Origin of the sequence: Anaerobiospirillum sp. NML120448 (assembly GCF_023050945.1) — a bacterium.
Lineage (GTDB): Bacteria > Pseudomonadota > Gammaproteobacteria > Enterobacterales > Succinivibrionaceae > Anaerobiospirillum.
Genome location: NZ_JALKIM010000012.1, coordinates 29,731 through 55,121 on the forward strand (window position 1 = coordinate 29,731; position 25,391 = coordinate 55,121).

Below are 25,391 nucleotides of genomic sequence, written 5' to 3' on the forward strand. Positions count from 1 at the left end.
CTTTTAGCAAGTGCTTTAAAGATTTCTATAAAATATAGAGGCACTCATCATGGCAGTTTACGTAAATACCAATATATCTTCATTAAATGGCCGTCGCTATTTAAATAATGTTCAAAATTCTTTAACCACTACTTATCAGCGCCTAAGCTCAGGCATGCGTATTAACTCTGCTAAGGACGACGCAGCTGGCTTACAAATCGCAGATCGCTTAACCACCCAAATCAATGGACTTAACCAAGGAAACCGCAATACTAACGACGGTATCGCTTTAGCCCAGACCATGGAAGGTGCTCTCGATGAGACCACCAACATGCTTCAAAAAATCCGTACTTTAGCCGTGCAAGCAGCCAACGGTACCAATACCGCTGATGACCGTAAGGCTCTTAAGGCTGAAGGTGATTCTTTAGTTGCTGAAATTACTCGTATTGCTAACCAAACCAAGTTTGGTGGTAAAACAATCTTAGCAGGTACTACTAAAGGTTCTATTTATAATACAGCTGGTGGCGTTAAGGCTTCTGCAGGTCAAGTAACACTTCAAGTTGGTGCAAATAATGGTGACCAAATCACATTTGATGTTGGTAATTTTACTTTCGAAAAGATCTTAGCTAATGCTAAGGGTGTAGGCGCTGCAACCAAAGGCGCAGACAAGAACGGTACCGCTGTTCTATTAAGTACTGCATCATCTGCCAAAGCTGTAATTGAACTTATGGATGTTATGATTGCTAAGGTTGATTCCCAGCGTTCAGGCTTAGGTGCCATCCAAAATCGACTTGAGTCCTCAATCCGCAACCAGTCTAACGTAGCTGCTAACCAGTCCGATGCACGTTCACGTATTCGTGATGCTGACTTTGCTGAGGAGTCTGCAAACTTAAGCCAACAGTCCATTATTCAGCAGGCTGCTACTTCTATGTTAATGCAGGCAAACAGCCGTCCTCAATTAGCCCTCTCTATGCTCGGCTAATTCTAATTATCTTGTTTTCAGATAATTTAAAGTCCCTTAAGTAAAACCTGATTTTTAAGGGATTTTTAACTAATTCAAAAGGTATATAGGGGCAAATAATTATGGCAGTTTATGTAAATACCAACGTATCTTCATTAAATGGTAGAAGATACCTAAATAATGTTCAAAATTCTTTAACCACTACTTATCAACGCCTAAGCTCAGGCATGCGTATTAACTCTGCAAAAGACGACGCAGCTGGCTTACAAATCGCAGATCGCTTGACCACACAAATTAATGGATTAAATCAAGGCAATCGTAACTCTAACGATGCTATCGCTTTAGCTCAGACCATGGAAGGTGCTCTTGACGAGACCACCAACATGCTCCAAAAGATCCGTACTTTGGCAGTTCAAGCTTCTAACGGAACCAACACCGCCGAGGATCGCAAGGCACTTCAACAAGAAGTTACTAGCTTATCTACAGAAATCAACCGTATTGCTGCACAAACTAAGTTTGGTGGTCAAAACATTTTACTCACTGCTGGTGCAGGACTAATTGATGATGATGGTAATGTTACCTTCCAAGTAGGCGCAAACAAGGGCGATGAGATTGTTTTATCTGGTTTCTCAGCTGGCTTTAAACTTAGTGGTATCGCTACTCACGCTGGCGTAAAAGCTGAAGATGCTAGCAAGTCTGGTTGGATTATGTCTAATAATGCTAGCCGTTGGAGTGTTTCATCAGCTAATGCCGCAAAAGCTACACTAGCTAACATTGATAAGTTCATTGCTGCTGTAGATAGCAAGCGTGCTGATTTAGGCGCTTTCCAAAACAGATTAGAGTCCTCTATCCGCAACCAGTCTAACGTTTCAGCCAATCAGGCTGATGCTCGCAGCCGTATTCGTGATGCTGACTTTGCTGAGGAATCTGCAAACTTAAGCCAACAGTCCATTATTCAGCAGGCTGCTACTTCTATGTTAATGCAGGCTAACAGCCGTCCACAATTAGCTCTCTCTATGCTCGGCTAATTGATGTATAAGCATACAATATTACTTTTATAATCTAATATATCTAAACAGGCTCTTACTTTATGGTTTGAGCCTGTTTTTCATATTATACGGATAGGAGCAAAAGCAAGCTGCCTACAGTTGAATGCCAATCAATAAGCCCCTTGTTGTTTGCTATTAAAGCACGCTAAAGCCTGAGCTGAGCACCATAAGGCGTAAGAAAGGGCTGCTTAAGTATTGCCTACAGCCCAAAGCCACCATATGGACGACGTACCACTTCATAAGAGCAGTGTATTGCCTTGGGGGGCTGTAAGCGCAGCTTAGAAGCCCATACGTCTAACGTTTTGGCCGTGGCGATAAGTGTAAGCTATGGTATAAATGGATTCACAGGCATAGGCATCAAGCTTTACATAATTGCCAATAGTTTTGCCGTTAGTTAAATTGAGTTGATCAACTAAGCGTACAACATCCACCATAGGTAGCCCCATTTCAATAAAGTTTTGAGGCAAGCCACAGCGATGTAAGAAATTGCGTAATTCTAAAATACCAGCTCTAGCTGTTGAAGTTGGATCATCAAAATTAATAGGCACACCAAACACACGATTAGCAAATTGGGCCATTCTCATAATATTGGCTGACATGCAGTATGTCATCCATGCAGGTAAAAGCACAGCTAATCCAGCTCCATGAGAGCTATTGTAGCGATTAGACAGCTCTCTTTCTAAATAGTGTACTGACCAATCAGTTTCTCTTCCTAAAGAGCACATGCCATTTTGAGCCAAGGTACCAGCCAACATTAAATTACCACGAGCATCGATATCATTAGGCTCTTCTAAAATTTGCGGCAAAATTTTAATAACTGTTCTTAAAATACCTTCGCAAAGCTCATCAGTAATTTGCACATTCTGTGTTTTGGTAAAATAACACTCAATAACATGGGCAATCATATCCATAGCATCTAAAGCTGTATCTTTTTGTGAAATATTGATGCTTAGCTCAGGATTTAAAATTGCAAAACGAGGTAAGAAAGTAGCACTTGTTTTAGTAAAGATTTGCTTTTGGTCATTAATTGTTGCAACCAAGGAACAACTAGGGGAGCATTCAGCTCCAGCATCTGGGTTAGTAACAATAGCACCTAAAGACAAGGCATGAACAGGCTCTCTAATTCCAGTAAAAAAGTCGATAACATCGCCATTATAAATAGCACCCACGCTAATAACTTTGGCGCTATTAATAGTATTAGAACGGCCTACAGCTACTATGGCATCAATATGATGCATACGGCAAAATTCAATGCCCTTATTAATATCCTCTAATTTAGGATCACCATCAGGGCAACTAAGCTCAAAAATCTCAAGACCAGCTCTATCTAAAGATCGTTTAATTCTGTCAAGGAGATCAGGCTTTTCTACAGCCTCAGAGCCAAAATGTAGTAATACTCTGCGGCCGCCTTCAAACTTAACTAAGCCACCAACTTCATTCTCTCTAGCTCTACCAAAGAGCATAAAAGTACGGCGCTGATAATCAAAATTCTCCATAAATAAACCTCGACAGAACATAATCTGGTAGTCAATTAATTTTAAAGCGCACTAAGCACTCTTACAAGTTCAGAATGCTAATAGTGACCTATACAACACGGGCAAAGCCCATGCAAGCAAACAAGGGCAGGGCCTAATCTAGCAAGGTAGAGCTCAAACAGTGGAGGTGACCTGATAAGGTCAATTAGGGCCAATTGAGGCTTTGAGAGGCAAAGAAGGCGCTTAGAGGTTAGTTAAGATGGGTAAAAACTGTTAGGATATGCCTTTAATAATTTGTTTTACTGGGTATTAATCATGGACACCAAACTAAAGGATCAATTATTTGAAATTGCTAAGAGCAATAATTTATTAGCAAGCAGTCAAAACAGTGAGGATAGTAATGCCTTGCTTGATAAGGCCTTTAGTGAGGCGCTTAGAGCTTGGCAGGCTATTAATCAAGAGCCTTTATTACTAGTAAAGGATTTAATTGAGCAATATCCAGAGCTTAAATTGGAGCTTAAGGGCGATTTATGTCTTTATAATTTTGACCTGATTGAAGATGCTGCGTTTAGCTATGAGCTTAATACAGTCATGTCTTTGCATTGTGCCCTGCCTAATAGTAAAAGCGATGCCAGCGAACAAGAGCAAGTAAGAACCAATGCAAGTCATACTTTTGAACTGCAAAGAAGCTTGCCTTTGCCTAATAAAATCTCAAGATTGGCAGCTAAAGTAATGTCTTTAGGCATGTATGCTCAAATTAGTAAGCGAGCACCAGATTTTCACAACTATTTAACTATACTTTTACCTTTGGTAGCTAAAATTAACGTCCAGCTCTTAAACGATAAGGCTCGTTTTATTGCTGATAGACAAGTTAAAGTAAACTCCTCAGAGTCTGTGTGTGAGGCCAGTTGCATTAGCCAAAGTACAAAGTTTGATGCTCACAACACCAATCCTTTGTATGAGTGTGAGCAAAATATTTTGCTCCTAGAGTTATTGCCTATTTGGGCTTTAATCTTTAATCACGATTACCAGGGCTTGTTAACTAAGCTTGATGACTTTCATCAGCTATTGGTAAGTTTTGCCAAGGATCTTGAATTTGCCAATACCATGCAAGAAAAAGCAAACTTTGCTTTGTATATGAGTATTATTCTTCTTATGGAAGAGGCAACTAAGGCTCTTGCACAGCATCATTTAGCCTGTAAAACAGAAAAGGCTAAGGCTACTGAGGGCACTGATGGTACCAAGGACACCGATAGCTACAATGGTACCGAGATCACTGATGGTGCTGTTGTTGCAGCAGATACTAAAGTTAACGATGGTAGCGAGAGTACTGATGCTATCGAGGGTTCTAAGGTTACCAAGGGAGCTGAGGGCTCTGAGGTCAACAAGGTTATTGAGAGCAAATTGCAAACAGCTATTGATAAGTGCGATCAGCTTCATATGGCAGATTTAGAGATTATTGCCCGCTCCTTAAAAATGATTTTACTTTTAGACCTGTCAAGATCAGATTAACTAAAGGGGGCATTTATCCATTTTTAGGCCCTATTTGCCATTAGATAGCGCCTTGTTAACAATGGAGTTTAAGAATTATGGCAAAAAGTGAAAATAATTCCCCCTTTGCTCGCTTTTTTCAGTAATATAGCGGAAAAAATTTGGTTCTCGTTTTAGTCGAGTTTTCATTGTGCTTGATGCAAGTAAATACCTTACGGGATTTATTTGCAATAATATTTTGGAATGACTTGCGTGGATATTAATCCTAAGTTACAGGCAGCTGAGTCTGCCCCAAAAGAGGCGGGTGCTTTATCAAGCAATAACGCTCCATTAAACAATACTACTCCTATTGTAGCTTGTGCTAATAACGCCAAAAACAATGTTAAAGGAGCATCTGCTTCGCACAGATCAGGAGAACTACCTGGTCAAAAACCTTCATTTGCTGCACAAAATCGTAAGCCAATTTTAACTATTAAAAAGCTTACTAAGCGTTTTGACAGCTTCGTAGCAGTTGATGAAGTTGATTTAACTATTTATGAAGGTGAAATCTTTGCTTTGCTTGGTTCATCTGGTTGTGGTAAGTCAACTTTATTACGTATGCTAGCTGGCTTTGAAACCCCAACCTCTGGAAGCATTATGTTAGGCGGTCAAGAAATGATTGGCGTGCCTCCATATAAGCGTCCATTAAATATGATGTTCCAATCCTACGCTCTATTCCCATATATGACTGTAGGTCAGAACATTGCTTTTGGCTTAAAGCAAAGTCGCTTACCTAAAAATGAAATCCAAGAGCGTGTCGACCGTATGTTGCGCTTAGTACACATGGAAGACTACGTTGATCGTAAACCATATCAATTATCTGGTGGTCAAAGACAGCGTGTAGCTTTAGCCCGTTCTTTAGCTAAAGAGCCACGTTTATTGCTACTTGATGAGCCTATGGGTGCTCTGGATAAAAAGCTTCGTGAGCAAATGCGCTTAGAGTTAGTAGATATTATTAACTCTGTAGGTGTAACTTGCCTCATGGTTACTCACGACCAAGAAGAAGCCATGACTATGGCAGATCGTATTGCCATTATGGATCGTGGTGAGTTTATCCAAATTGGTGGCCCACGCGAGATCTATGAGAACCCTAACTGCCGTTTCTGTGCTGAGTTTATTGGTTCAGTAAACATTTTTGAGTGTTCCTTAGTTACCTCCTCTGCTGCTCAGTCTTTAATTAAAGCTCGTGACTTTAACCACTTAATTGAGTTAAGCCATGATATCGACCTTGCTGACGGTATGCCTTTAATTATTGCGATGCGTCCAGAGAAGATTTATATCTCACACGAGCGTCCTGAGGAAAATACCAACTGGTGTGAAGGTGTAGTAGAAAATATTGCTTATTTAGGTGATGTTTCTATTTATTACGTCAAGCTCAGTAATGGCCGTATTATTACCTCTACTTTACCTAACGTTGATCGCTTTAAGCAGGGTCTACCTACCTGGGAAGATCATGTTTACTTAAGCTGGGATCCTGATTCCTGTATTGCTCTTACTATTTAGTAAGAAATTATTCATTAGGTATTCGGTAATACATATGTCTACTGGATTAAGTGCCAATTTGTCTTTTATTAGACGAGCTTTTTCCCCGAAAATAGCTCAAGTTGGAGGGCAGATGACTAACCATCAACATACTTGGCGTGATTATGCTTTAATCGCAGCGCCTTATTTGTGGATGATACTATTCTTCTTACTGCCATTTTTGATCATTTTTAAGATCTCTTTGTCAGTATCAGCAATTGCTATCCCTCCATATTCACCTTTAGTGACCTTTGAAGAAGGTGCCATGCAAATTATTTTGCATTTGGAAAACTACACCTATATCTTCACAGATCCTGAGGGAACCTATATCCGCTCCTATTTGAAGTCATTACAAGTAGCAGCATTTTCTACCTTCTTTTGCTTGCTCATTGGCTATCCTTTAGCATGGGCTTTGGCAACAGCCAAGCCTGCTATGCGCAATGTGCTCTTTATGTTGGTAATTATGCCTAGCTGGACATCCTTTGTTGTCCGTATTTATGCTTGGATGACTATCTTAAAGCGTGACGGTTTAATTAATGATATTTTGATGGCTCTAGGTATTATTGATGCCCCTATTCAGATTTTACAAACTGATGCGGCGGTGTATATCGGTATTGTCTATTGCTATTTGCCTTACATGGTATTGCCTTTATTCTCGGCTTTAATGAAGGTTGATTACTCTTTAATTGAAGCTGCTTATGATTTAGGTTGCCGCCCTGTTAAGACCTTCTTTACTACCTTAGTACCACAGACTAAATCAGGTATTATTGCTGGCGCTATGCTGGTATTTATTCCTGCCATTGGTGAGTACGTAATTCCAGAACTCTTAGGTGGTAAGGGCTCAATCTTAATTGGTCGTATCTTATGGCAAGAGTTCTTTAATAATCGTGATTGGCCATTAGCCTGTGCCGTAGCGATCATCATGCTCTTAATCTTAGTTATCCCAATCTTGCTCTTCTACAAGATTGAGCGTAATGAACAGGAGAAGATGAATGCTCGCAAATAACAAAAAAACTGCTATTTCACGCAATGTTATCATTGTACTGGCATTAATTTTCTTATATTTGCCAATTGTCACCTTAATTACCTACTCATTTAATGAGTCTCGTATGGTGACTGTATGGACTCAGACCTCTCTTAAGTGGTATCGCGCTTTATTTAATAATGGCGATATTATTCGAGCTGTAGGTGTGTCTATTACTATTGCGCTGATGACTGCGTGTGCCTCGGTTGTGATCGGTACTTTAGCTGCCTTTGTGTTAGTACGTGTAGGCCGCTTTAGAGGTGAGTCATTATTTGTACTCTTAATTACCGCTCCAATGGTGCTCCCAGAGGTTATCACTGGTTTAGCTTTATTGTTAATCTTTGTGACCTTAAGCTCTGAGATCTCTATTTTTGCCGATCGTGGTATTTGGGCTATTTGGATTGCTCACGTTACCTTCTGTTCTTCCTATGCCACTGTGGTAATTCGCTCACGCTTTAGAGAGCTTGATATTTCCATTGAAGAGGCAGCTATGGACTTAGGCGCAGGCCCAGTAAAGGTCTTCTTTGCTATTATTCTGCCTGCCTTAATGCCATCAGAGATTGCAGCCTTCTTATTAGCCTTTACCATGTCAATGGACGACTTGGTGGTTGCTAGCTTTATTGCAGGCCCAGACTCCACAACTTTACCAATGCTGATTTTCTCATCAGTACGTCGTGGTCTGTCACCTGAGATTAATGCTTTAGCGACTATTATTGTCTTTATTGTTTCTATCTTTACTTTCTTTGCCTGGTTATCCATGGTTAAGAAACAAAAGAGAAAGCGTGCTGATGCTGCAAAGGCCGCCAAGGCAGCAGCTATTGAAGAAAAACTGCACTATAGTGCTCCACACGGTGAAGATGCTTTAGATGAGCGTCGTAAGCTTGATGAGGCCACTTTAGCAGTATTAAAAGAGCAAGCTTTAGCTTTAAGTGAAGGTAAAGATATCTCTAATGAGACTCGTATTAAGCTCCAAAAGCTAGGTACCTTTAAGCCAGAGAGCCATAGTAAAATACTTGATGAAAGTAACTACGATGAGCAAACTGACGAGGAAATGCCAAGCGAAGAGGAAATTGAGGCTAATTACGAAGCTATTGAAGCAGCTAAGGAAGCAGCAAAAGAAGCTGCCGAAAAAGCAGCTGCTGCTGCAATTGCTGCTGAGCAGCTCGAAAAAGCCTTAGAGGAGGCTAAAGAGGCCGCCGCTTTAGCAGCTTTAAATAGCAAGGATAAGAAGTCGGTATTGGGCGATAGCGCTAAAGATGCTACAGCTCAACAGCGTATTGTATCAAGCACCTTAGCTCAAGCTGGTATGGCTAAAGTTGTTGAGACCTCTCAAGAGCTTAAGCACAATGCCAAAGATAGTGTTGAGCTTGATAGCAATGTTCTTGCCTCCAGTAATGCTACTACCTCAAGCTCTTTGGCCGATGCCAAGGCTAAAAAGGCCGCTCAATATAATGCTATTAGCCAAACTGTTGAGCACCTGGATGATAGTTCCAACTCAGATAGCACTATCTCAACCTCAGTTATGAGTAGCTTAGGAACTATGAGCTCTAAGGCTGCTCAAGGGGCTAAGAGCGCTAAATCTCAAGTTAATAGTGCTGCTATTGCTACTACAGCAAGCTCTCTTGCTGAGGCTAAGGCTAAAAAGTCAGCTAAAGCCAAACAAAGCAAAAACACCTCTGACTTATCGGCATCACAAGTAACCATCCGTGATGAGGATAAAGCCAAAGCCCAGGCTGATGATAGCCTCAAGGTGTTTGACAACACTAATGCTAAATAATAATACTAAGCCCGCCCTCGTGCGGGCTTTTTACTGCCTACTAAAGCACCCCATCAAATTAGATCTATCTTCAATTTTCCCATCACTGCAAAAATGACTAACTTACCTCCCATCTTGCTCCCAATTAATACTTACCAAACTAGACCTAGTTAATCTTGGAGCGCTTATCTTAAAGGGCAGGTAATAGGTAGAATCCATTATGCATACCAAATAGTCTTAGCCTTTTAGGGATGTGATTAATGATTTTCATGTTCTCACTATAAATTTTCTAAGCAAGGTTCCGTTAAGTAGGTTAACAATATTTGTGCACGTTGTGTGCGACCTACCATCTCCTGCATATGCTTATATCAGCTATTTGTTAACTCTACAGCTATCAGGGTGATGAGTGTTTCTACCCAATCATTTTTAGCACTGAGGTTGATATGGCAGGCATTTCTCCTTTAAACATTAATGTTAACCAGTCTATGGTTAACGGAGCTAACACTAATGCTCCACAAGTTACAGGCATTGATAAATCAACTCGTGTAGCAGGTCAAAGCCAAGATAATTTGGTTAATATTGCTACCAGCTCCACTCAAAATGCTAGTGAAAACCAGCAATACTCCCATCAGCGTCATATTGCCCTACAAGGTTATTTGTCCTTAGGCCAAGAGCAAGAACAAGGAGCCGAGAAGAGCCAAGCTCAGGGTCAGGGCCAAGTTCATGGTCAAGAGACTCAAACTAAAGGTCAAGAGTCTAAGCCTAGCTCTAGCCAAACTCCTAAAGGAATTGATGGCCAGGAGTTAACCGAAGAAGAGCAACAAAAAGTCAAAGAGATGAAAGAGCGCCATGAAGAAGTTCGTGTTCATGAAAATGCTCATAAGAGTGCTGGTGGTCAATACGCTGCCGCCCCTACTTACACCTATGAAACAGGCCCTGATGGCAAGCGCTATATTACCGATGGTGAGGTAAGTATTGATATTGGTGAGGAAAAAGATCCTCAAGCCACTATCGAAAAGATGCAAGTTGTAAAGCGTGCTGCTATGGCACCAGCTGAGCCATCTGGACAAGATCGCAAGGTATACCAAGAAGCTAATCAAAAAGAAGCCGCTGCTCGTCAAGAATTAGCCGAAGATAAGAAAGAAGAGGCTAAGGAAAAGCAAGAAAAGGTCAAAGAGTCTCTTAATGGTCAATCAGACAAGAGCGCTGATACTAACAATAAGTCTCAAGGCACTAAGAGCAATGAGCAAATCATTGAAAATAGCGATGAGATTAAGGTTCCAAAGAGTGCCTCAGGCCCTAAGTCTTTGGACACTGGCTCCTTTTAACCTAGCGCTTAAGCTTTAAAGTTTGATAAGCCCTGTAAGAGCAAGCTCTTATAGGGCTTTTGTTTTAATGAACTTTTAAAATAGAGCAACCTTAGCCATTATGCCAGGTGCTAGGCCCCTTACTTCATGCCTTTGTTCCCTATCCTTATACCTGTCCCCTTTATACGCAGCTCTTATTCCCTATCCAGATTTCATGCCTTTATGCATAGTACTTATGACCTGCCTTAACCATGGCTTTATTCTTAGGAGCTGTAAGTAATTAACAAGAAACTTTTAGATTCTTACACTATTGAGTCTCTATGGTTTAAGCTCTTTAGAAACATGGATAGTATTTGCTTATAGTTCCTTAGCCTTAGTGAGACAGGCCTTTATATCCAGTAGTAAAATTGAAAACTCATTTCATATTAATTAGCTTTTATTCAGTACTGCTTATTCAAGATTACTTGAGAAGTATGGCACTAGTAAGCCAATTTCGCTGTGATTATTGGTGGCTACTATTTTATGGTCTTTAGGATTTGGGGCATGGCAAGAATGCTTTTAAGCTGCACTAAGTACGACTGATAGTTTGTTGGTAAGCAAAGTAATGCTTTAGTCAAGGAAAGCTCTCACAAAGTAGATGAAATATCTCATAATAATCCCATAAATATAGGCTTTTAGTAAACATCAAGCCAAATTAGCTGTAAAACTCACATTTTTTGTGATTTAAATCAAAAACTATTAAGGATTTTTTTGCAATTTTGCATTAGATGGATAGAATTGAATCCGTTCTTGTATACAAGTATATTAGTATATGAGGAACCATAGTAGCATTGTTTATGTTGTTTAGTATTTCGGTTTAGGTGAATTTATGGAACATTGGATTCCTGTTTTATGGGTGGGCTTAGCCATTGTGCTTTTGCTTTTCCTTACCATTAAGGTAAAGCTTCACTCATTTTTAGCTCTGTTAATTGTTGGTCTCTTAGTAGCCTTTTTAGAAGGCATGCCTTTAGAATCTCTTGTTAGTGCCATTTCCAAAGGCGCTGGTAATACTCTAGCAGGTGTAGGTCTCATCGTAATCTTAGGTGCTGCCTTAGGTCAGTTAATGACTGACTGTGGCGCTTCTAAAAAAGTAGCTGATGTGATCTTAAAGACTTGTGGTACCAAATACCTTAAGTGGGGCTTATTATTCATTGGCTCTGTCTTCGGTACTGCTATGTTCTTTGAAGTGGGCTTTATCATCATGATGCCTTTAGTAATTGGCATCGCAAAAGAAGCTAAGATCCCATACATGGCTTTGGTAATTCCATCCTTAGCCGCTTTAGCTCAAGCTCATAGCTTATTACCACCTCAGCCTGGCCCTGTTGCCTTAATGACCACTTTAGGTGCTGACTCTGGTTTAGTTTACTTATTCGGCTTAGTAGTTTTAATTCCGTCCATCATTGCTGCTGGTATCATCTTACCTAGATTCCTAGACGATTTGAACGTCTATAAGATGCCAACCATTGGTGGCTTTGAGGAAACTGACTACTCTAAGTTTAAGACTCCAAGCTTTGCTGTTTCTTTATTAATTCCATTACTACCTGCTATTTTAATGATTAGCCATACTTTGGTAGCCGCTGTTTTACCAAAGGAGCACATGTTAGTTTATGTATTAAACTTCTTAGGCTCACCTATCATTAGCTTGTTCTTATCTGTACTTGTAGCTTTATATGTCTTTGGTGTTCGTGCTGGTCGTACCATTGCAGAGGCATCTGACTCTATTTCCAAGGCTATCAAGGGCATTGCCGTAGTAGTTTTAATTATCGGTGCTGGCGGTGTATTTAAGGAGATTATTATCTCTGCTGGCGTTGGTCAGCATATTGCTGAGGCTGTTAAGGGTGTAGACATTAACCCATTAATCTTAGCCTGGATTATCACTGCTATTATTCGCTGGGCAACTGGTCAGGGTGCTGTATCAGCAATTACTGCCGCAGGCTTAGTATCCCCATTATTAGGTGTATATGACATTGACCCTGTATTATTAATGTTAGCTTGTGCTGCTGGTTCTAACACTATCACCATGCCTAATGATGCAGCTTTCTGGTTAATGAAAGAAACCTTTAACTTAAGCATGGCCCAGACCTTTAAGACCTGGGGCTTATTAGAGCTTATCAACTCTGTAGTAGGCTTGATTGTGGTTCTAATCCTAACTCTCTTTATCTAAGTCTTTAGATAAGAAACTAAATCCTCCCACCAGCCCTTTTAGCAATAGCTAAGAGGGCTTTTTACTTTAACCTAAGAGCTGACCTTGCACAGGTGTCATACCGCCATGCTCTTCATTTAACTCTAAGTCAAAAAGCTTTTGTTTTATGGCATCTTTAAGGCCACTATTACGCTCTTTAGTACGCCAATCTTTAACCGCCATATTAAGTGCCTTTTTCTCACCTACAATGACAACAAGCTTTTTACCACGGGTTACACCAGTGTAAATTAAATTGCGCTTGAGCATCATAAAGTGCTGCATGGTAAGAGGTATTACCACCACAGGGTATTCACTACCTTGCGACTTATGAATAGTACAAGCATAGCTTAAAACTAATTCATCAAGCTCACTAAAAGGATAGGCCACGCTCCTACCATCAAAATCTACTAAAAGCTCCTGCTCTTGCTGGTCTATATCTTGAACAAAGCCCACATCACCATTGTAAACATCCCTGTCATAGTTATTCTCAATTTGCATGACCTTATCACCCACGCTAAAGGTCACGCCAAACTTAGTAATAGAATGCTCATCTGGGGTATTAAGAGCTTGTTGGAGCATCATATTTAAAGCACGAGCACCACTATCACCTCTATTCATAGGGCACAGTACCTGAATGTCCTTAATGGGATCATAGCCGTAAGCTTTAGGTAGCCTGTTTTGCACTAAGTTAACTAAGGTTTGAGGGAGACGCTCTCTATCTTCTTCATTAACAAAATAGCAATCACCCTTATCTTCTTTAGTAGGAAAACGAGGTAAATAGCCCTTGTTAATTTCATGGGCAATACGAATAATCCATGAAGTAGCAGCTTGTCTAAAGACTTCGGTTAAACGAATCACAGGTATGAGCTCACTGGCAATTAAATCACCCAGAAATGCACCAGGGCCTACTGATGGCAATTGATCAATATCACCTACAAAAATCACAGCAGCATGGCGAGGTACAGCTTTTAACAAATTGTTAGCCAATGGAATATCAACCATGGAGCACTCATCTACCACCAATAAATCACAACTTAAAGGATTAGTGTCGTTGTATTTAAACTCCATAGTACTAGGATCAACTTCAAGCATTCTATGGATAGTAGTAGCCTCATAGCCTGAGCTTTCTGACAAGCGCTTAGCAGCACGTCCTGTAGGAGCACAGAGCTTAATATCAACATTTTTGGCAGCTAAGATCTTTAAAATAGCCTTAACAATAGTAGTTTTACCTACACCAGGGCCACCTGTAATAACCATTACCTTGCTATGAAGCGCCGTTTTTACTGCTTGTTTTTGACTATCAGCTAAGTTGATGGAGAGCTTTTTCTCAACCCAATCAAGGGCTATGTCTTCTTTTATTTCAGGCCATGGTAGTGGCTGCTCCATTAGCTCTTTAAGGCTTTGGGCAATACGCTGCTCACTTCTATATAAAGAGGATAAAAAGATACTATCACTAGTAGGAAAGTTACTTTGCGTCAACTCACCATCAGCAATTTCATGCTCAATAGCATCATTAATAATAGGCTCTGGAATATTCAATAATTCTTGGGATAGCTTAATCAACTCACTACGAGGCAAACAACAATGGCCATCATTACTAGAAGCCTCCGATAGCGCAAAAGCAACACCTGCCTGAGCTCTTAACGGACTTTGAGCACCAATACCAATTTTAGAGGCAATAGTATCAGCTGATTTAAAGCCAATGCCTCTAATATCTTTAGCCAAACAATATGGGTTTTCCTGTACTACCTCAATAGCCTTAGAGCCATACTTTTTAAAGATACGTACTGATTTAGAGGTAGAAACACCGTGAGAATGTAAAAAGACCATAATAGATCTAATCACTTTTTGATCTGCCCAGCCTGATGCTATTTTATTAGCACGCTTTTGTCCAATACCATGCAAATCAAGCATAGCTTTAGGGTCTTGTTCGATAATATCAAACACATTCTCGCCATAGGCATCTACCAATATTTTGGCAGTTTTAGGCCCCACACCCTTAACCATGCCTGAGCCTAAATAACGCTCAATACCATCAAGGGTAGTTGGAGGGTAAACATCAATACGCTCAGCCTTAAACTGTCGGCCATACTCCTTACTAAAAATCCAAAAGCCATGGGCAGTAACATACTCACCAGGGGTAACACTAGAGGCATGACCTACCACAGTAATCAGATCGGTCTCGCCTTTTACCTTAATACGCAAAACGCAATACCCCGTCTCCTCATTATGATAAGTTACCCGCTCTAGCAATCCCGACAGCTCATCCAACCTGCCCTTGCGCTCCTCCTGCCCAGCCCCCTGGACAGTTCCCTGGACAGCCCCCTGCCCAGAGCGCTGCCCAGCGCTCTGCCCATAGCCATATCCTTGGCTATGACTCTGCCCAAGGCCCTGGCCCTGCCCCATGCTACGACTTTGGCTCTGGGCATAGGCCATATTCTGACCACGACCAGCAGCATTACCATGGTTATATCCTGTAGCCTGGCCCTGAACCATGTTCTCTTTACGAGCCATATTACGGCTTTGTCCCATAGCTTGACCATTATTCATAGTGGCACCATAGGAATTGCCCATATTCATGGCCTGCTTATTATCCCAAGCATAAGCGCCCGCCCTATTAACTGCGCTTGATGGCTGAGCATTACCCATATTAAAAGCCACGTTATTCATCTGTGGGCTCTGATAGTTACCAGCAGTCATCCCCGCACTATTATTGCTATAAGTACGGCCCTGCCCCTGACTGGCATTATGGTTTACTCTAAAGTCTTGATTAGCTATTCTGCCACGCTCAACATTATGACCATAACTGTTACTAGCAGCTGCACTTACCTCAATCCCCCTATTGCCATTAGCAACTTGGCTATAGTTTGGGCTATATCCTGTACTATTATTAGGTGCTACCTGTAATGAATTAGGGATTGAAGCTCTAGCACTAGCCGTGGCTATAGCTGGAGCTGTAGCTTGAGCTTGCGCAGGACGCACGCTTCCCTGGCCATAACCTTGGTAATTATTGGCCATGTAATCATTATTAGTGGAAGGCTGATTAGCTCTTGAATATGAGTTTTGTGAAGTTCTACTTTGCTTACTTACGGCTCTATTATTGGCATAAAAGTCATTACCAGACTGGTTAGCCGCAGCATTAAATTGGCTATGATTGAATTTAGTCTCATTATCATAGTGGTGGTTTTCTTTAGCAAAACCTGAATAAGCTGTAGGCTCTTGTGCGCTCTTTTTAGACTTATAAGCCGTACTTTTGCTTTTATAGCTGCTTTTTCCCCCAGCACTAGCATCAGCGCCCGCACTAGCACTAGCGCCAGCTCTGCCACGAGCACTATAACCAGAACGAGAGCTAGATTTAGTGCCAGTTCTTTTTCCAGCACTAGTACGATTGCCATAGCTATCCTTGCTATCTTCCAGGGATTTGTCTGATGATTGAGGATCAGAGGCTTTTTCTTTCTTAGGCTTATAGAATTGCCATATTACTTTTACCCCATTAGGTAAAATTTCAACTTTATCTTTATTTTCAAAGTTTTGATCACTCATCATATGGCTCACAGCAGAAAAAGAACAACGCTTTTAGTATATCATTCATCCATAATGCCAGACATAAAGCTTCTATTTTACAGCTGAGCAAAATCACAAGTAGCAGCCAAAATTCTCGCTCTTACACTCAAGCTAATACCACCCACCATTTAGTACATCATTTATTATTGAGGAGCAATATTGGAAAGGATCTTCTGTAGATCTAGTGCGGCCACACTGGCTATACTTATACCTATTCTTTTTGAAGCAGATTAGAAAAATTTTATTTTTACTAATTGGCTCGATTTTTATCAAATAATACCACAAGATTTTCAATTGATCCTATCACCTATCTTGTTTATCGCCCGCCCCTTTGCTTATACTGTTAAAACTCAGAGAGTGTTGCTTAGGAATACACTATCTAACAAGGTTTTATACTTTGCACTTCTGCCCTCATCAATACATGATGATTTACAATAGTTTTTATATTAAACGTCTTAGAATAGGCGCTTTGCCTAGCATTATTGTAGATTCCTGTGAAATTGACTTTTTAACGTACATATATTTAATATTTGCTCTTTTTTTTTTGCTATAGTTTTTATTATAATTTGACGTAAATAGCACATAATAACAATGATAGAAATAATATTTTATTATTTCTATTATTTTTCTAACAAGTTTTGTCTTTAACACAAAAGCAGCTTTGTTGGGTTAGCACATAATTAAAAAAGTGCTAGCAAATTTATGGCTTCTAGCCTTATAACGCAACTATCGTGTTGCTCAAGTGTTTTACTTAAGATAGCCTATCTTTATGCTATCTTTTGGTATAGGTCAATCATCTTATAGACGATATTCTATATCCTATGCGACTCCTGTACGCACTTCCAAGAGTACAGGCTTATTGACCACTACGCTTTATCTTTGCCTGAGGCTAATAATAGATCATTCAACAATCTATAGATAATACCTCTCAAAAATAGCGAACAAAGCTATTGTGGTTTGTAAGTTTAGTAACCTTGATTATCCGCATTTAAAGGCCATTGTAGTTACTAGATAAAGCCCTTAAAAAGACAAAGCTTTCCAATCTTATTTAGAATTTCTAAAGAAATGAAGCAAACAAACAATGCCATTAAGTTCTTAATGGCCCAATATCGTGCTATTTTCAATCATGCTTATTTCAAGGGCTTAGCCACCGCCGCCCTAGTCACCGTTGCCATGGCCGCAGGCCAAGCTCAGGCTGCTTCTGGCACTTTTGCAGACTTTATCAGTGGCTCTAGCAAAACTGATGTAAAGGGTAACTTTACTCTTAAAAACGAAGAAACAATCAGTGGCAGTTCAGGTGGTTTCTTTACTAACCTAACCATTGCTAATGGTGGTCACCTTAAATATGATAGTTCAAGCAATGTAAATAAAGACCATCTTCGTGTTAAAGAGAATGTAATTGTTGAGAAAGGCGGCATCCTAAGTATTACTGGAGCACAATCTCAAGGACAAGGCCTATATGGTACTTTTGATGATACCTTTGAAGATAATCCAAATTCCAAACTCCAAGTAAATGGTGGTGAGTTAAACATTACTCAAGCCATGATTCAGATTAGCAAAGTTGAGTTAACTGACGCTATTGTAACCATCTCAAAACATATCGGTCATAACACAAACTCTGACTGGGAAGACAATGCCATGTTAGGCGCTACACTAGCTGGCGATAAAGATGGCAACATCATTGCAGGAACTGGTGTTTTAAGCGTTAAAGGCAATTCTAATATTACTCTTGATTCTGGCTCTCAAATCTATGCTAATACTCTCAATTTAGAGGGTGGCAAAATCGATATGAAGGGCACAGAAAAGGATAGTTCTGGCTCCATTATTCGTGGTTTTAGCCATGGAGCTATTAATGTAAACGGCACTGATATCAATGTTAGCGGCTCTGGCAACTATATTGTTGCACACAATATCAACTTAACAGGAGCTGAATCTGCTATTACTGTTAGTGGCAATAGCGTCTTACATCTTTCTGGTGATTTAGATAAAAACGCAAACGCATCTGCTAGTGCCAAAGCTACAACCGTTAATCTCAATGGCGCAACTTTAAATATTGCAAAAAATGGATCTATTGTTGTAAATAATGCAGACTCTGTATTCAATGCTACAAGTGGCAATATTACTAATAGCGGCTCCATTACCTTTAACAACAAGGTAGTTAACACCACTGCTGAGCTCTTAGAAGGCATGGCTGGTGGCAAGATCACCATGGCTAGCGGCGGTGAAATCAATGTAACCTCTGGCGCTGTTGACCTTTCTACTTCTGGCCTAAAGTTTATTAAAGATAATGGCACTTTAGACACTGATAAGTTAGTACTTTCAGCAGCAACCACATTCAATGCTAATGATTTAACCTTAGGCTCTAAGTTTGATGTAGCTGATCTTGATTTAAACACTAATGCTTTGACTGTTGGTGATGACTTCACCCAGACTAAAGGCACTTTCTATGTAGATAATACTTTAACTGGTTCTGGCGAATTTACTGTAGGAGCTAGTGGTGGAGCTGCTAAATTTGAGTTAGGAAACTCTGAAACAAAAAATGGTACCATTTCTGGTATTGATACCATTAAAGTAGGTGGTGATGCTAGCCACAGTGGTTCCTTAACTATTACAGGCGACTGGTCTGGCCTTACCAACACTGCTATTAATGTACAAAGTGGTGGTGCTTTCAATTTAATTGAGGTTCGCGAGGAAGACTCACTAACTGTTGAGAGCATTGAAGTTGCAGATGGTGGTAAATTATATTTAAAAAATAGTAATTTAACAGTTAATAACACCATTAAGAATGCTGCAGCTGAAGGCGTTGAGCTCAAAGAGCTTTCTTCTGTAAGCGCCTCTTACGCCAAAGTAACTGAGTCTGATGTTCTCAAGAGTGATATCAAGAACTTTAAGTTAGATGGCTCCTCTAAGATCATTTTAACTGGCCGTCAAGCTGGTGTAATTGAGAAGACTAAGTTAGACGCTCTCAAGAAAGCTTTATTAGGTGATGGTGGCAATGGCTTGTTAGAAGTTCAAGGTGCTACCCTATCTGATACCGATTCAGGTATTTCTGGTGGCAAGGTTAACTTTGCCACTGCTCAAGGTAACTCAGGTCTTAGCGGTATTTACGAGAATGCCACCGTTACAGGCGCTAATGCAGCTGTAACTGGTGCAAACTCTTGGGGTTCTGTACAGCTAGCTGAGAGCAAGAGCGATCTTGAAATTGCTAGTGGTGGCACTGTAACCTTAAATGGTGTAAATGGTAAGCTTGTTGCCAAGAATGATAGCTCTATTGGTGGCGTAGCTCTTAACGGCAATGCTGACTTTGTAGTTAATGGTAATGGTGGTACTTTAGCCAATATTACAGCATCAACTAATAAGCAAGGCAGAGCTTCTGTAAATGCTGCTGTAAATGTTCAGGGTGATATCGGTGCTAAAAATAAATCTTTACAGACAGTTTATGTAATGACCAATGGTCAGTTGAATACTTCTGGTGATATCTACACTAAAGAATTAGTTAATGACGGCTCTCTGGTAGCACAAGATATTACTGTCTCTGATTATATGGATGTTAGCAACGGCTCCATCACAGCCGATATAATTACTACTAGGTCATTGGATATTTTTGCCAGTTCCGTAACAGCTAATAAAATCATTGCAACTAAGAAAATGTCTATTGCAGGCTCAGTAAAAGCTGGTAAGGTTATTTTATCTGGCTCTAATTCAGTGATTGAAGTTGGCAATGAAAATAATACTGGCGTATTAGAGGTTGGCTCCTTAGATCTTAAGGGTGGTAAGTTAGTACTTGACCCTGAGTACGGTCAGCCTTCTACCATCGTAGCTATTACCGAAGTTACTAATGAAACTGATGGTGTAGTATCTGTTGGCGGTGACATTGGTGTTGGCAAGAACTCAATCTTAGCAGTTGGTACCACAGCTGATGAGGCCAAGGCTTTATTAACCAAGTTAAACTTCTTTGATGGTGTTTCATTAAAAGAGTCTAACGGCGCTGTTTTAGTTGCTAATGAGTCTTTACATATTGCTAGCGGCGAACAGGTAATTCTCAACTCAAAAGCATCTAACGATGATTTAACTACTGCTTTAACTGGCGGCAACTCTTTTGATTTAGGTGCTGGTTCATCCTTAGTAGTAACTGATAACTTAGCCTCTAAGACTAGCGATGGCTCCAAGGCAATTATTCAGTTTGCAAACTCTGGTACTGCAACAGTAACCTTAGCTAGTGGCTCCAAGCTTGATTTTGAGACTGCTTTATCTGAGCAAAATAAGATCACCTTATCTAATGCAACTGCACAAAATACAACCAACAATGGTGTTGTTATTTCTGCTGCTGGCGGCCTATTAGATGGTAATTACGACCCAACAACTGGCAAGATTAGCTTTACATTAAATCCAGATAAGCTAGTTGCACAGACCTTTAATATGTCTGCCCCTGTACAAGAACTAGCTGTTGCTGCCTTAAAGGGTAATAAGGATTACGTTGAATTAGATAAGGATGGTACTAAGTACATCCAGACTATGACTGGTTTAGATGGCGGTAAGGCTGTTGAAGAGACTGCTCGTTTAGCAGTTTATGGCGGTACTGTTCAGGCTACCAACTTAGCTCAGCATGCTGCTACTGATGCAGTTGTAGATCGTATGTCCCGTGCAAATCCTAATGGTTCCTTAGTATTTGCTGACAATGCTCAGGGCAGCGGCTTATGGTTATCTCCAGTTTACAAGAGCCACGAGTCTGATAGCTTTGGTGCTGATGGCGTTAGCTACGGTGTAGATGCTAACTTAGCTGGCCTTGTTTTAGGTGGTGATTTTACCTTTGAGCCTGGCATTCGTGCAGGTGCCTACTTCAACTTTGGTTCTGCCTCTATTGATGGCCAGGATATTGGTGATAAGGTATCTAATGATGCAGATTACTTTGGCTTAGGTCTCTATGCTGGTATGACTTTTGGTCAGATTAGCTTAGTTGCTGATGCTGGCTTCACTCAATTATCTAATGATATTGAACAAACTCCAAGTGCTAAGGTAAGCAAGGTAACTGCTGATGTTGATAGCAATGCCGTAACCTTAGGCTTACGTGGTGAGTACAAGCTCAATTTAGCCTCTATGGACGTAACTCCACACTTAGGCTTACGCTACACCCGTTTAGATGTTGATAGCTACGATGCTAAGGCTGATGGTCTTGTAGTTGCTAATACCGACTTCGATACTATGCAGATGGTTGCTATCCCATTTGGCGTAACTATCTCTAAGAATATTGCTGTTGGTGATTGGACTGTTAAGCCAGTATTTGACTTAACCTTAACTGCTAACGCTGGTGACACTGAGGCTAAGCTCGATACTACCTTTGTTGGTACCAAGACTCTTGATTTAACCTCTGATGCTTTTGATAGCTTCACCTATGGCGCAACCTTTGGCATTGACGCTAAGTATGGCGAGAAGTTATCCGTTGGCTTGAACACCAACTATGTTGGCTCTTCCAATGCTGATGAGTTCGGTGTAATGGGTAATGTACGTTACATGTTCTAATAAGCTCCTTTAGCTTATTGTGAGCAGGCGGTTCTTAGTTTTTGTGAAAGGCAAGCCACTATTAAGAGCCGCCTAAGAACAATTTCAATGCTCAATTAAATGAGGGCAGGTCTTCCGATTATGACCTGCCTTTTTACTTTGAGCATCATCTCTACAGCCTAATCAAAGTTTATAGAGCTTGTCGCCTGTCCTTATCCTTTATTGATTCCCCATAAGTCTGGTGCTGATATGTTAGTTGCATTGTTTTAGTGCAATAATTGAGTGCTTTATCGATTTAAAAATGTAATGGCAATTTAATGCACTATTTATGTGCACACACTTAGCTTAATATTAGTGCGTGCTATAATTGCGGCGTTTTTTACTACCTTGCACCTGTTTTAATTCATGTCTAGCAAAAGCAAGTTGTGAAAGCAGGGCTTAATTATTAATTTTATTTACTAGCAGGCAAGTCCTTAACTTAGGTCTTGCTTAAAGCTATTTATAATCTACAAGATTTTGACTTTTGATAGGAGAGGTCAACGAATGGAACCGTATTACGCAGGTGCGCTATCCATTTTGCCGCCAATTATTGCGGTTGTGCTCGCACTTATTACTAAGGAAGTATTCTCTTCTTTATTAATTGGTATCTTATCTGGTACCTTAATTTACACTGTCGGCATGGGCCAAGACTTTTTAATCGTCAGCACTGTGCAAAATGCATTCTCTGTGATGGTTAACAAGGTTGACTTTAATATCGTAATCTTCTGCTCTTTATTAGGCTCTTTAGTCTATGTAATTGCTATGGCAGGCGGTTCCCGTGCTTATGGCGAGTGGGCAACAAAGAAGATTAAGGGTCGTAAGAGTGCTTTACTTTCTACCTCTCTTTTAGGTGCTTTCATCTTTATTGATGACTATTTTAACTGCCTAACTGTAGGCACTGTGATGCGTCCTATCTCTGATAAGTATCGTATTAGCCGTGCTAAGCTTGCATACATTATTGACTCTACTGCTGCCCCTGTTTGTATTATTGCTCCAATTTCCTCTTGGGCTGCAGCCGTTGGTTCTAACTTAAAGTCTACTGGCGCTTTTGAGTCTGAGATGGAAGCTTTCGTAGCTACTATTCCATGGAACTTCTACGCTTTATTATGTATTTCCATGGTAGTTTTAGTTGCTATTGGTAACTTTGATTTTGGCCAGATGCGTCGTGCTGAAATTGATGCTATTAAGAATGGCTCTTCTGGCATCAGCAACAGTGATCATGAGAATATTGACGTTGTTACCGAAAAGGGCGGCGTATTAGACATGATCGTACCTATCTTAGCCTTAATTGTATTTGCAGTTCTTTCCTTACTATACGTAGGTGGCTATTGGGGTGAAGATCCTGCTTACCATTCTTTAGGTGGTGCTTTTGGTAATACCAGTGCAGGCCCTGCATTAGTATTAGCCTCTTTTGCTGCTTTAGTAGTTGCTTTTGTTTTATTCGTAGGCCGTCGCTTACTTACCTTAAAGCAATTTATGAATGGTGTCTTAAAGGGCATTCAAGCCATGATCCCTGCTAACTTAATCTTAGTTATGGCTTGGACTATTTCTGGTGTATGTCGTGACCTTTTACAAACCCCATTATTCATCTCTGGCATTGTAGAGAATGATATGGGTATGTTAGGTAACTTCTTACCAGCTATTATTTTCGTAATTGCAGGCTTCTTATCTTTCTCAACTGGTACTGCTTGGGGTACTTTTGGTATCTTAATTCCAATCGTAGTAGTAGTTGCTCAAGCTATTGATCCATCAGGCGCACTTATTACTATTACCTTAAGTGCTACTTTAGCTGGCTCAGTATTTGGCGATCACTGTTCACCGATCTCAGATACGACCATTCTGTCCTCAGCTGGCGCAGGATGTGTCCACATTGAGCACGTTGCCACCCAATTACCATTTGCTTTAATTGTAGCTACCTCTGCATTTAGCGGCTATATTGTGGCAGGCTTTACTGGTAGTTTAGTTTTAAGCTTAGGCACAGGCTTTGTTATCATGGTTTGCGTACTCTCCTATCTTCATATGCGCAACCTTAAACGTGAAACCTATGCTGATCACGAGGCATTACACCCAACTAAGTAATTCCTTAGCAACAAGCTAAAATCACATGAAAAAAGCCAGCGATTAAGTAATTAATTGCTGGCTTTTTAATTTGCTAGAAGTTTTTTCTTCTCAACAGAATTTCTTCAAGACGCTTCTCATTTTCATACTTACTTAAGCTATATACAGACCAAATAGCTGCAATAGGCCAGCCTATCAAACAAAGCTGTAAGATTAAGCAAATAATGCCTGTAAATGGTCTACCTATGGTGAAAAAACCTAACCAAGGTATCAAGATACAAATCAATAATCTCATGTGGCCTTACCCCAATTAATTAACAAAAGAAATCATATTAAGCGCCAGAGGTGGTTAGCTAATAGCTAATATAAGCTATATATCCTTTAACACTTTACCTCTCAAGGCTTAGCTTAAGGCTAGCAAACAGTAAATCACAACAACAACAACAATGCCATTCTTATATGCTATAGCCCTACTACCCTGATGTGAGCTCTTAAGTATAGCTTAAGCTTTTAAATAGGCTAATAAAGGCAATAGCTAAAATATAGCGTTGTTAAATAAGCTTATGAATAAACCTGACTAAGTTCATTGTAATTTAATGGTGGACAAACTATTAAAAGCTTTTAGTTTAGTTTGTGAGATCCGTAATAAGTTTCTTGTTTTTCCTTATCCAAACTATTGAGCGCCCATAAGTAGAAAGACAAAATAGTGGCACGAGAGCTTTGTAGAGCTAAGTGCTCATACTTATCCATCAGTGCTGCAATTTCTTTAGGACTGCATTCACTTTCGTCTACATCATTGAGCAGCAACACTGCCTTCTTGATGCCCAAATCATTTTTAGCAAAGACGTTCTTATTTTTAAAGACAAACATCTCTATCATATTAATAGTCCAAGGGCCTATACCCTTAACTTCTGATAGTAATTCAGCTCTACCTGAGCGATTAAGTTTTCTTAATTGGTACTCATTCCATACATTTGAGGCAAACTTATGAGCTACACCTTTTAAAGTAGCAACTTTTGAATTACTCAAGGGAATGATCCTTTTCCCATTTTTCTCCAAGGATAATTCGTGTTCTTTGATAGAACAAATAAGACCAACTGGACTATTAAAAAATGACTGAGGTAATTTTCTTAAGATGGCCTGATAAGCTTTATCTGAAAGCTGTTGGCCTATTATAGTGGCTATTATCCCTTGGTAAATGTAATTAAAACACTGCCGCTCAATTAAGCCGCAATCACAAGCTAAGCGCTCCATAAACTTAAAGCCACTTAAACTAAGGGCTTGAATATCAGACTCTTGTACACAAAAAGGGGAATAATCTAAATTAGCCATAAACTTACCAGTATTATGAACCTTGCTAGAGCTTAAGCTGAAACTTGAGCTTTAGCTTGAGCAGGAGCTGTAAACC

At 40.1% G+C, this 25,391-nt stretch carries 13 protein-coding genes; 10 read left to right on the top strand and 3 right to left on the bottom strand.

The window, feature by feature from the left end; translation table 11 throughout:
- Positions 1-49 precede the first annotated feature (49 nt).
- Together MXE38_RS03680 and MXE38_RS03685 are read left to right on the top strand one after the other, a co-directional pair.
- Positions 50-961, top strand: coding sequence for a flagellin (locus MXE38_RS03680; RefSeq protein WP_246911596.1), 912 nt, complete (start codon positions 50-52; stop codon positions 959-961).
- Positions 962-1,062: 101 nt separating this feature from the next.
- Positions 1,063-1,968, top strand: a complete 906-nt coding sequence (locus MXE38_RS03685; RefSeq protein ID WP_246911601.1) for a flagellin — start codon at positions 1,063-1,065, stop codon at positions 1,966-1,968.
- A gap of 299 nt (positions 1,969-2,267) precedes the next feature.
- On the opposite strand, the gene MXE38_RS03690 is transcribed toward MXE38_RS03685, so the two are convergent.
- Positions 2,268-3,485 (bottom strand): iron-containing alcohol dehydrogenase, encoded by a 1,218-nt coding sequence (locus MXE38_RS03690; RefSeq protein WP_246911604.1) that lies wholly within the window; start codon positions 3,483-3,485, stop codon positions 2,268-2,270.
- 294 nt (positions 3,486-3,779) lie between these two features.
- Between MXE38_RS03690 and MXE38_RS03695 the strand changes: the two genes are divergently transcribed.
- From MXE38_RS03695 to MXE38_RS03720, 6 genes are all read left to right on the top strand, one after another.
- Positions 3,780-4,976 (top strand): hypothetical protein, encoded by a 1,197-nt coding sequence (locus tag MXE38_RS03695; protein ID WP_246911607.1) that lies wholly within the window; start codon positions 3,780-3,782, stop codon positions 4,974-4,976.
- A gap of 441 nt (positions 4,977-5,417) precedes the next feature.
- Positions 5,418-6,497, top strand: a complete 1,080-nt coding sequence (potA, locus tag MXE38_RS03700) for a polyamine ABC transporter ATP-binding protein (protein ID WP_246911756.1) — start codon at positions 5,418-5,420, stop codon at positions 6,495-6,497.
- A gap of 112 nt (positions 6,498-6,609) precedes the next feature.
- Positions 6,610-7,521 carry an ABC transporter permease subunit gene (locus MXE38_RS03705; protein ID WP_246911610.1) on the top strand — a complete coding sequence of 304 codons (912 nt, stop codon included), beginning with the start codon at positions 6,610-6,612 and terminating at the stop codon, positions 7,519-7,521.
- Positions 7,508-9,316 (top strand): ABC transporter permease subunit, encoded by a 1,809-nt coding sequence (locus tag MXE38_RS12505; protein WP_348647354.1) that lies wholly within the window; start codon positions 7,508-7,510, stop codon positions 9,314-9,316. The genes MXE38_RS03705 and MXE38_RS12505 overlap by 14 nt, the downstream gene beginning before the upstream one ends.
- A 422-nt stretch (positions 9,317-9,738) precedes the next feature.
- Positions 9,739-10,623 carry a putative metalloprotease CJM1_0395 family protein gene (locus MXE38_RS03715; protein WP_246911613.1) on the top strand — a complete coding sequence of 295 codons (885 nt, stop codon included), beginning with the start codon at positions 9,739-9,741 and terminating at the stop codon, positions 10,621-10,623.
- A gap of 847 nt (positions 10,624-11,470) precedes the next feature.
- Positions 11,471-12,805: a gluconate:H+ symporter gene (locus MXE38_RS03720; RefSeq protein WP_246911617.1), complete on the top strand. Its 1,335-nt coding sequence runs from the start codon at positions 11,471-11,473 to the stop codon at positions 12,803-12,805.
- 66 nt (positions 12,806-12,871) lie between these two features.
- Here the strand turns inward: MXE38_RS03720 and MXE38_RS03725 are convergent, their stop codons facing one another.
- On the bottom strand, positions 12,872-16,366 hold the full coding sequence (locus MXE38_RS03725; RefSeq protein WP_246911619.1) for an ATP-dependent RecD-like DNA helicase: 3,495 nt from the start codon (positions 16,364-16,366) through the stop codon (positions 12,872-12,874).
- Positions 16,367-17,452: 1,086 nt separating this feature from the next.
- On the opposite strand from MXE38_RS03725, the gene MXE38_RS03730 reads away from it, so the two are divergent.
- Together MXE38_RS03730 and MXE38_RS03735 are read left to right on the top strand one after the other, a co-directional pair.
- Positions 17,453-21,907, top strand: a complete 4,455-nt coding sequence (locus MXE38_RS03730) for an autotransporter outer membrane beta-barrel domain-containing protein (protein WP_246911624.1) — start codon at positions 17,453-17,455, stop codon at positions 21,905-21,907.
- A 522-nt stretch (positions 21,908-22,429) separates the two neighbouring features.
- Entirely contained in the window at positions 22,430-24,004 is a 1,575-nt protein-coding gene (locus MXE38_RS03735; RefSeq protein ID WP_246911630.1) for a Na+/H+ antiporter NhaC family protein, read from the top strand.
- 600 nt (positions 24,005-24,604) lie between these two features.
- Here the strand turns inward: MXE38_RS03735 and MXE38_RS03740 are convergent.
- Positions 24,605-25,315, bottom strand: a complete 711-nt coding sequence (locus tag MXE38_RS03740) for a hypothetical protein (protein WP_246911632.1) — start codon at positions 25,313-25,315, stop codon at positions 24,605-24,607.
- Positions 25,316-25,391 lie beyond the last annotated feature (76 nt).

Excerpts from the sequence above, each read along its gene's own strand:
- MXE38_RS03680 (WP_246911596.1), top strand. The coding sequence starts at position 50 with ATGGCAGTTTACGTAAATACCAATATATCTTCATTAAATGGCCGTCGC.
- MXE38_RS03685 (WP_246911601.1), top strand. The coding sequence starts at position 1,063 with ATGGCAGTTTATGTAAATACCAACGTATCTTCATTAAATGGTAGAAGA.
- MXE38_RS03690 (WP_246911604.1), bottom strand. The coding sequence starts at position 3,485 with ATGGAGAATTTTGATTATCAGCGCCGTACTTTTATGCTCTTTGGTAGA.
- MXE38_RS03695 (WP_246911607.1), top strand. The coding sequence starts at position 3,780 with ATGGACACCAAACTAAAGGATCAATTATTTGAAATTGCTAAGAGCAAT.
- MXE38_RS03705 (WP_246911610.1), top strand. The coding sequence starts at position 6,610 with ATGACTAACCATCAACATACTTGGCGTGATTATGCTTTAATCGCAGCG.
- MXE38_RS12505 (WP_348647354.1), top strand. The coding sequence starts at position 7,508 with ATGCTCGCAAATAACAAAAAAACTGCTATTTCACGCAATGTTATCATT.
- MXE38_RS03715 (WP_246911613.1), top strand. The coding sequence starts at position 9,739 with ATGGCAGGCATTTCTCCTTTAAACATTAATGTTAACCAGTCTATGGTT.
- MXE38_RS03720 (WP_246911617.1), top strand. The coding sequence starts at position 11,471 with ATGGAACATTGGATTCCTGTTTTATGGGTGGGCTTAGCCATTGTGCTT.
- MXE38_RS03725 (WP_246911619.1), bottom strand. The coding sequence starts at position 16,366 with ATGAGTGATCAAAACTTTGAAAATAAAGATAAAGTTGAAATTTTACCT.
- MXE38_RS03730 (WP_246911624.1), top strand. The coding sequence starts at position 17,453 with ATGAAGCAAACAAACAATGCCATTAAGTTCTTAATGGCCCAATATCGT.
- MXE38_RS03735 (WP_246911630.1), top strand. The coding sequence starts at position 22,430 with ATGGAACCGTATTACGCAGGTGCGCTATCCATTTTGCCGCCAATTATT.
- MXE38_RS03740 (WP_246911632.1), bottom strand. The coding sequence starts at position 25,315 with ATGGCTAATTTAGATTATTCCCCTTTTTGTGTACAAGAGTCTGATATT.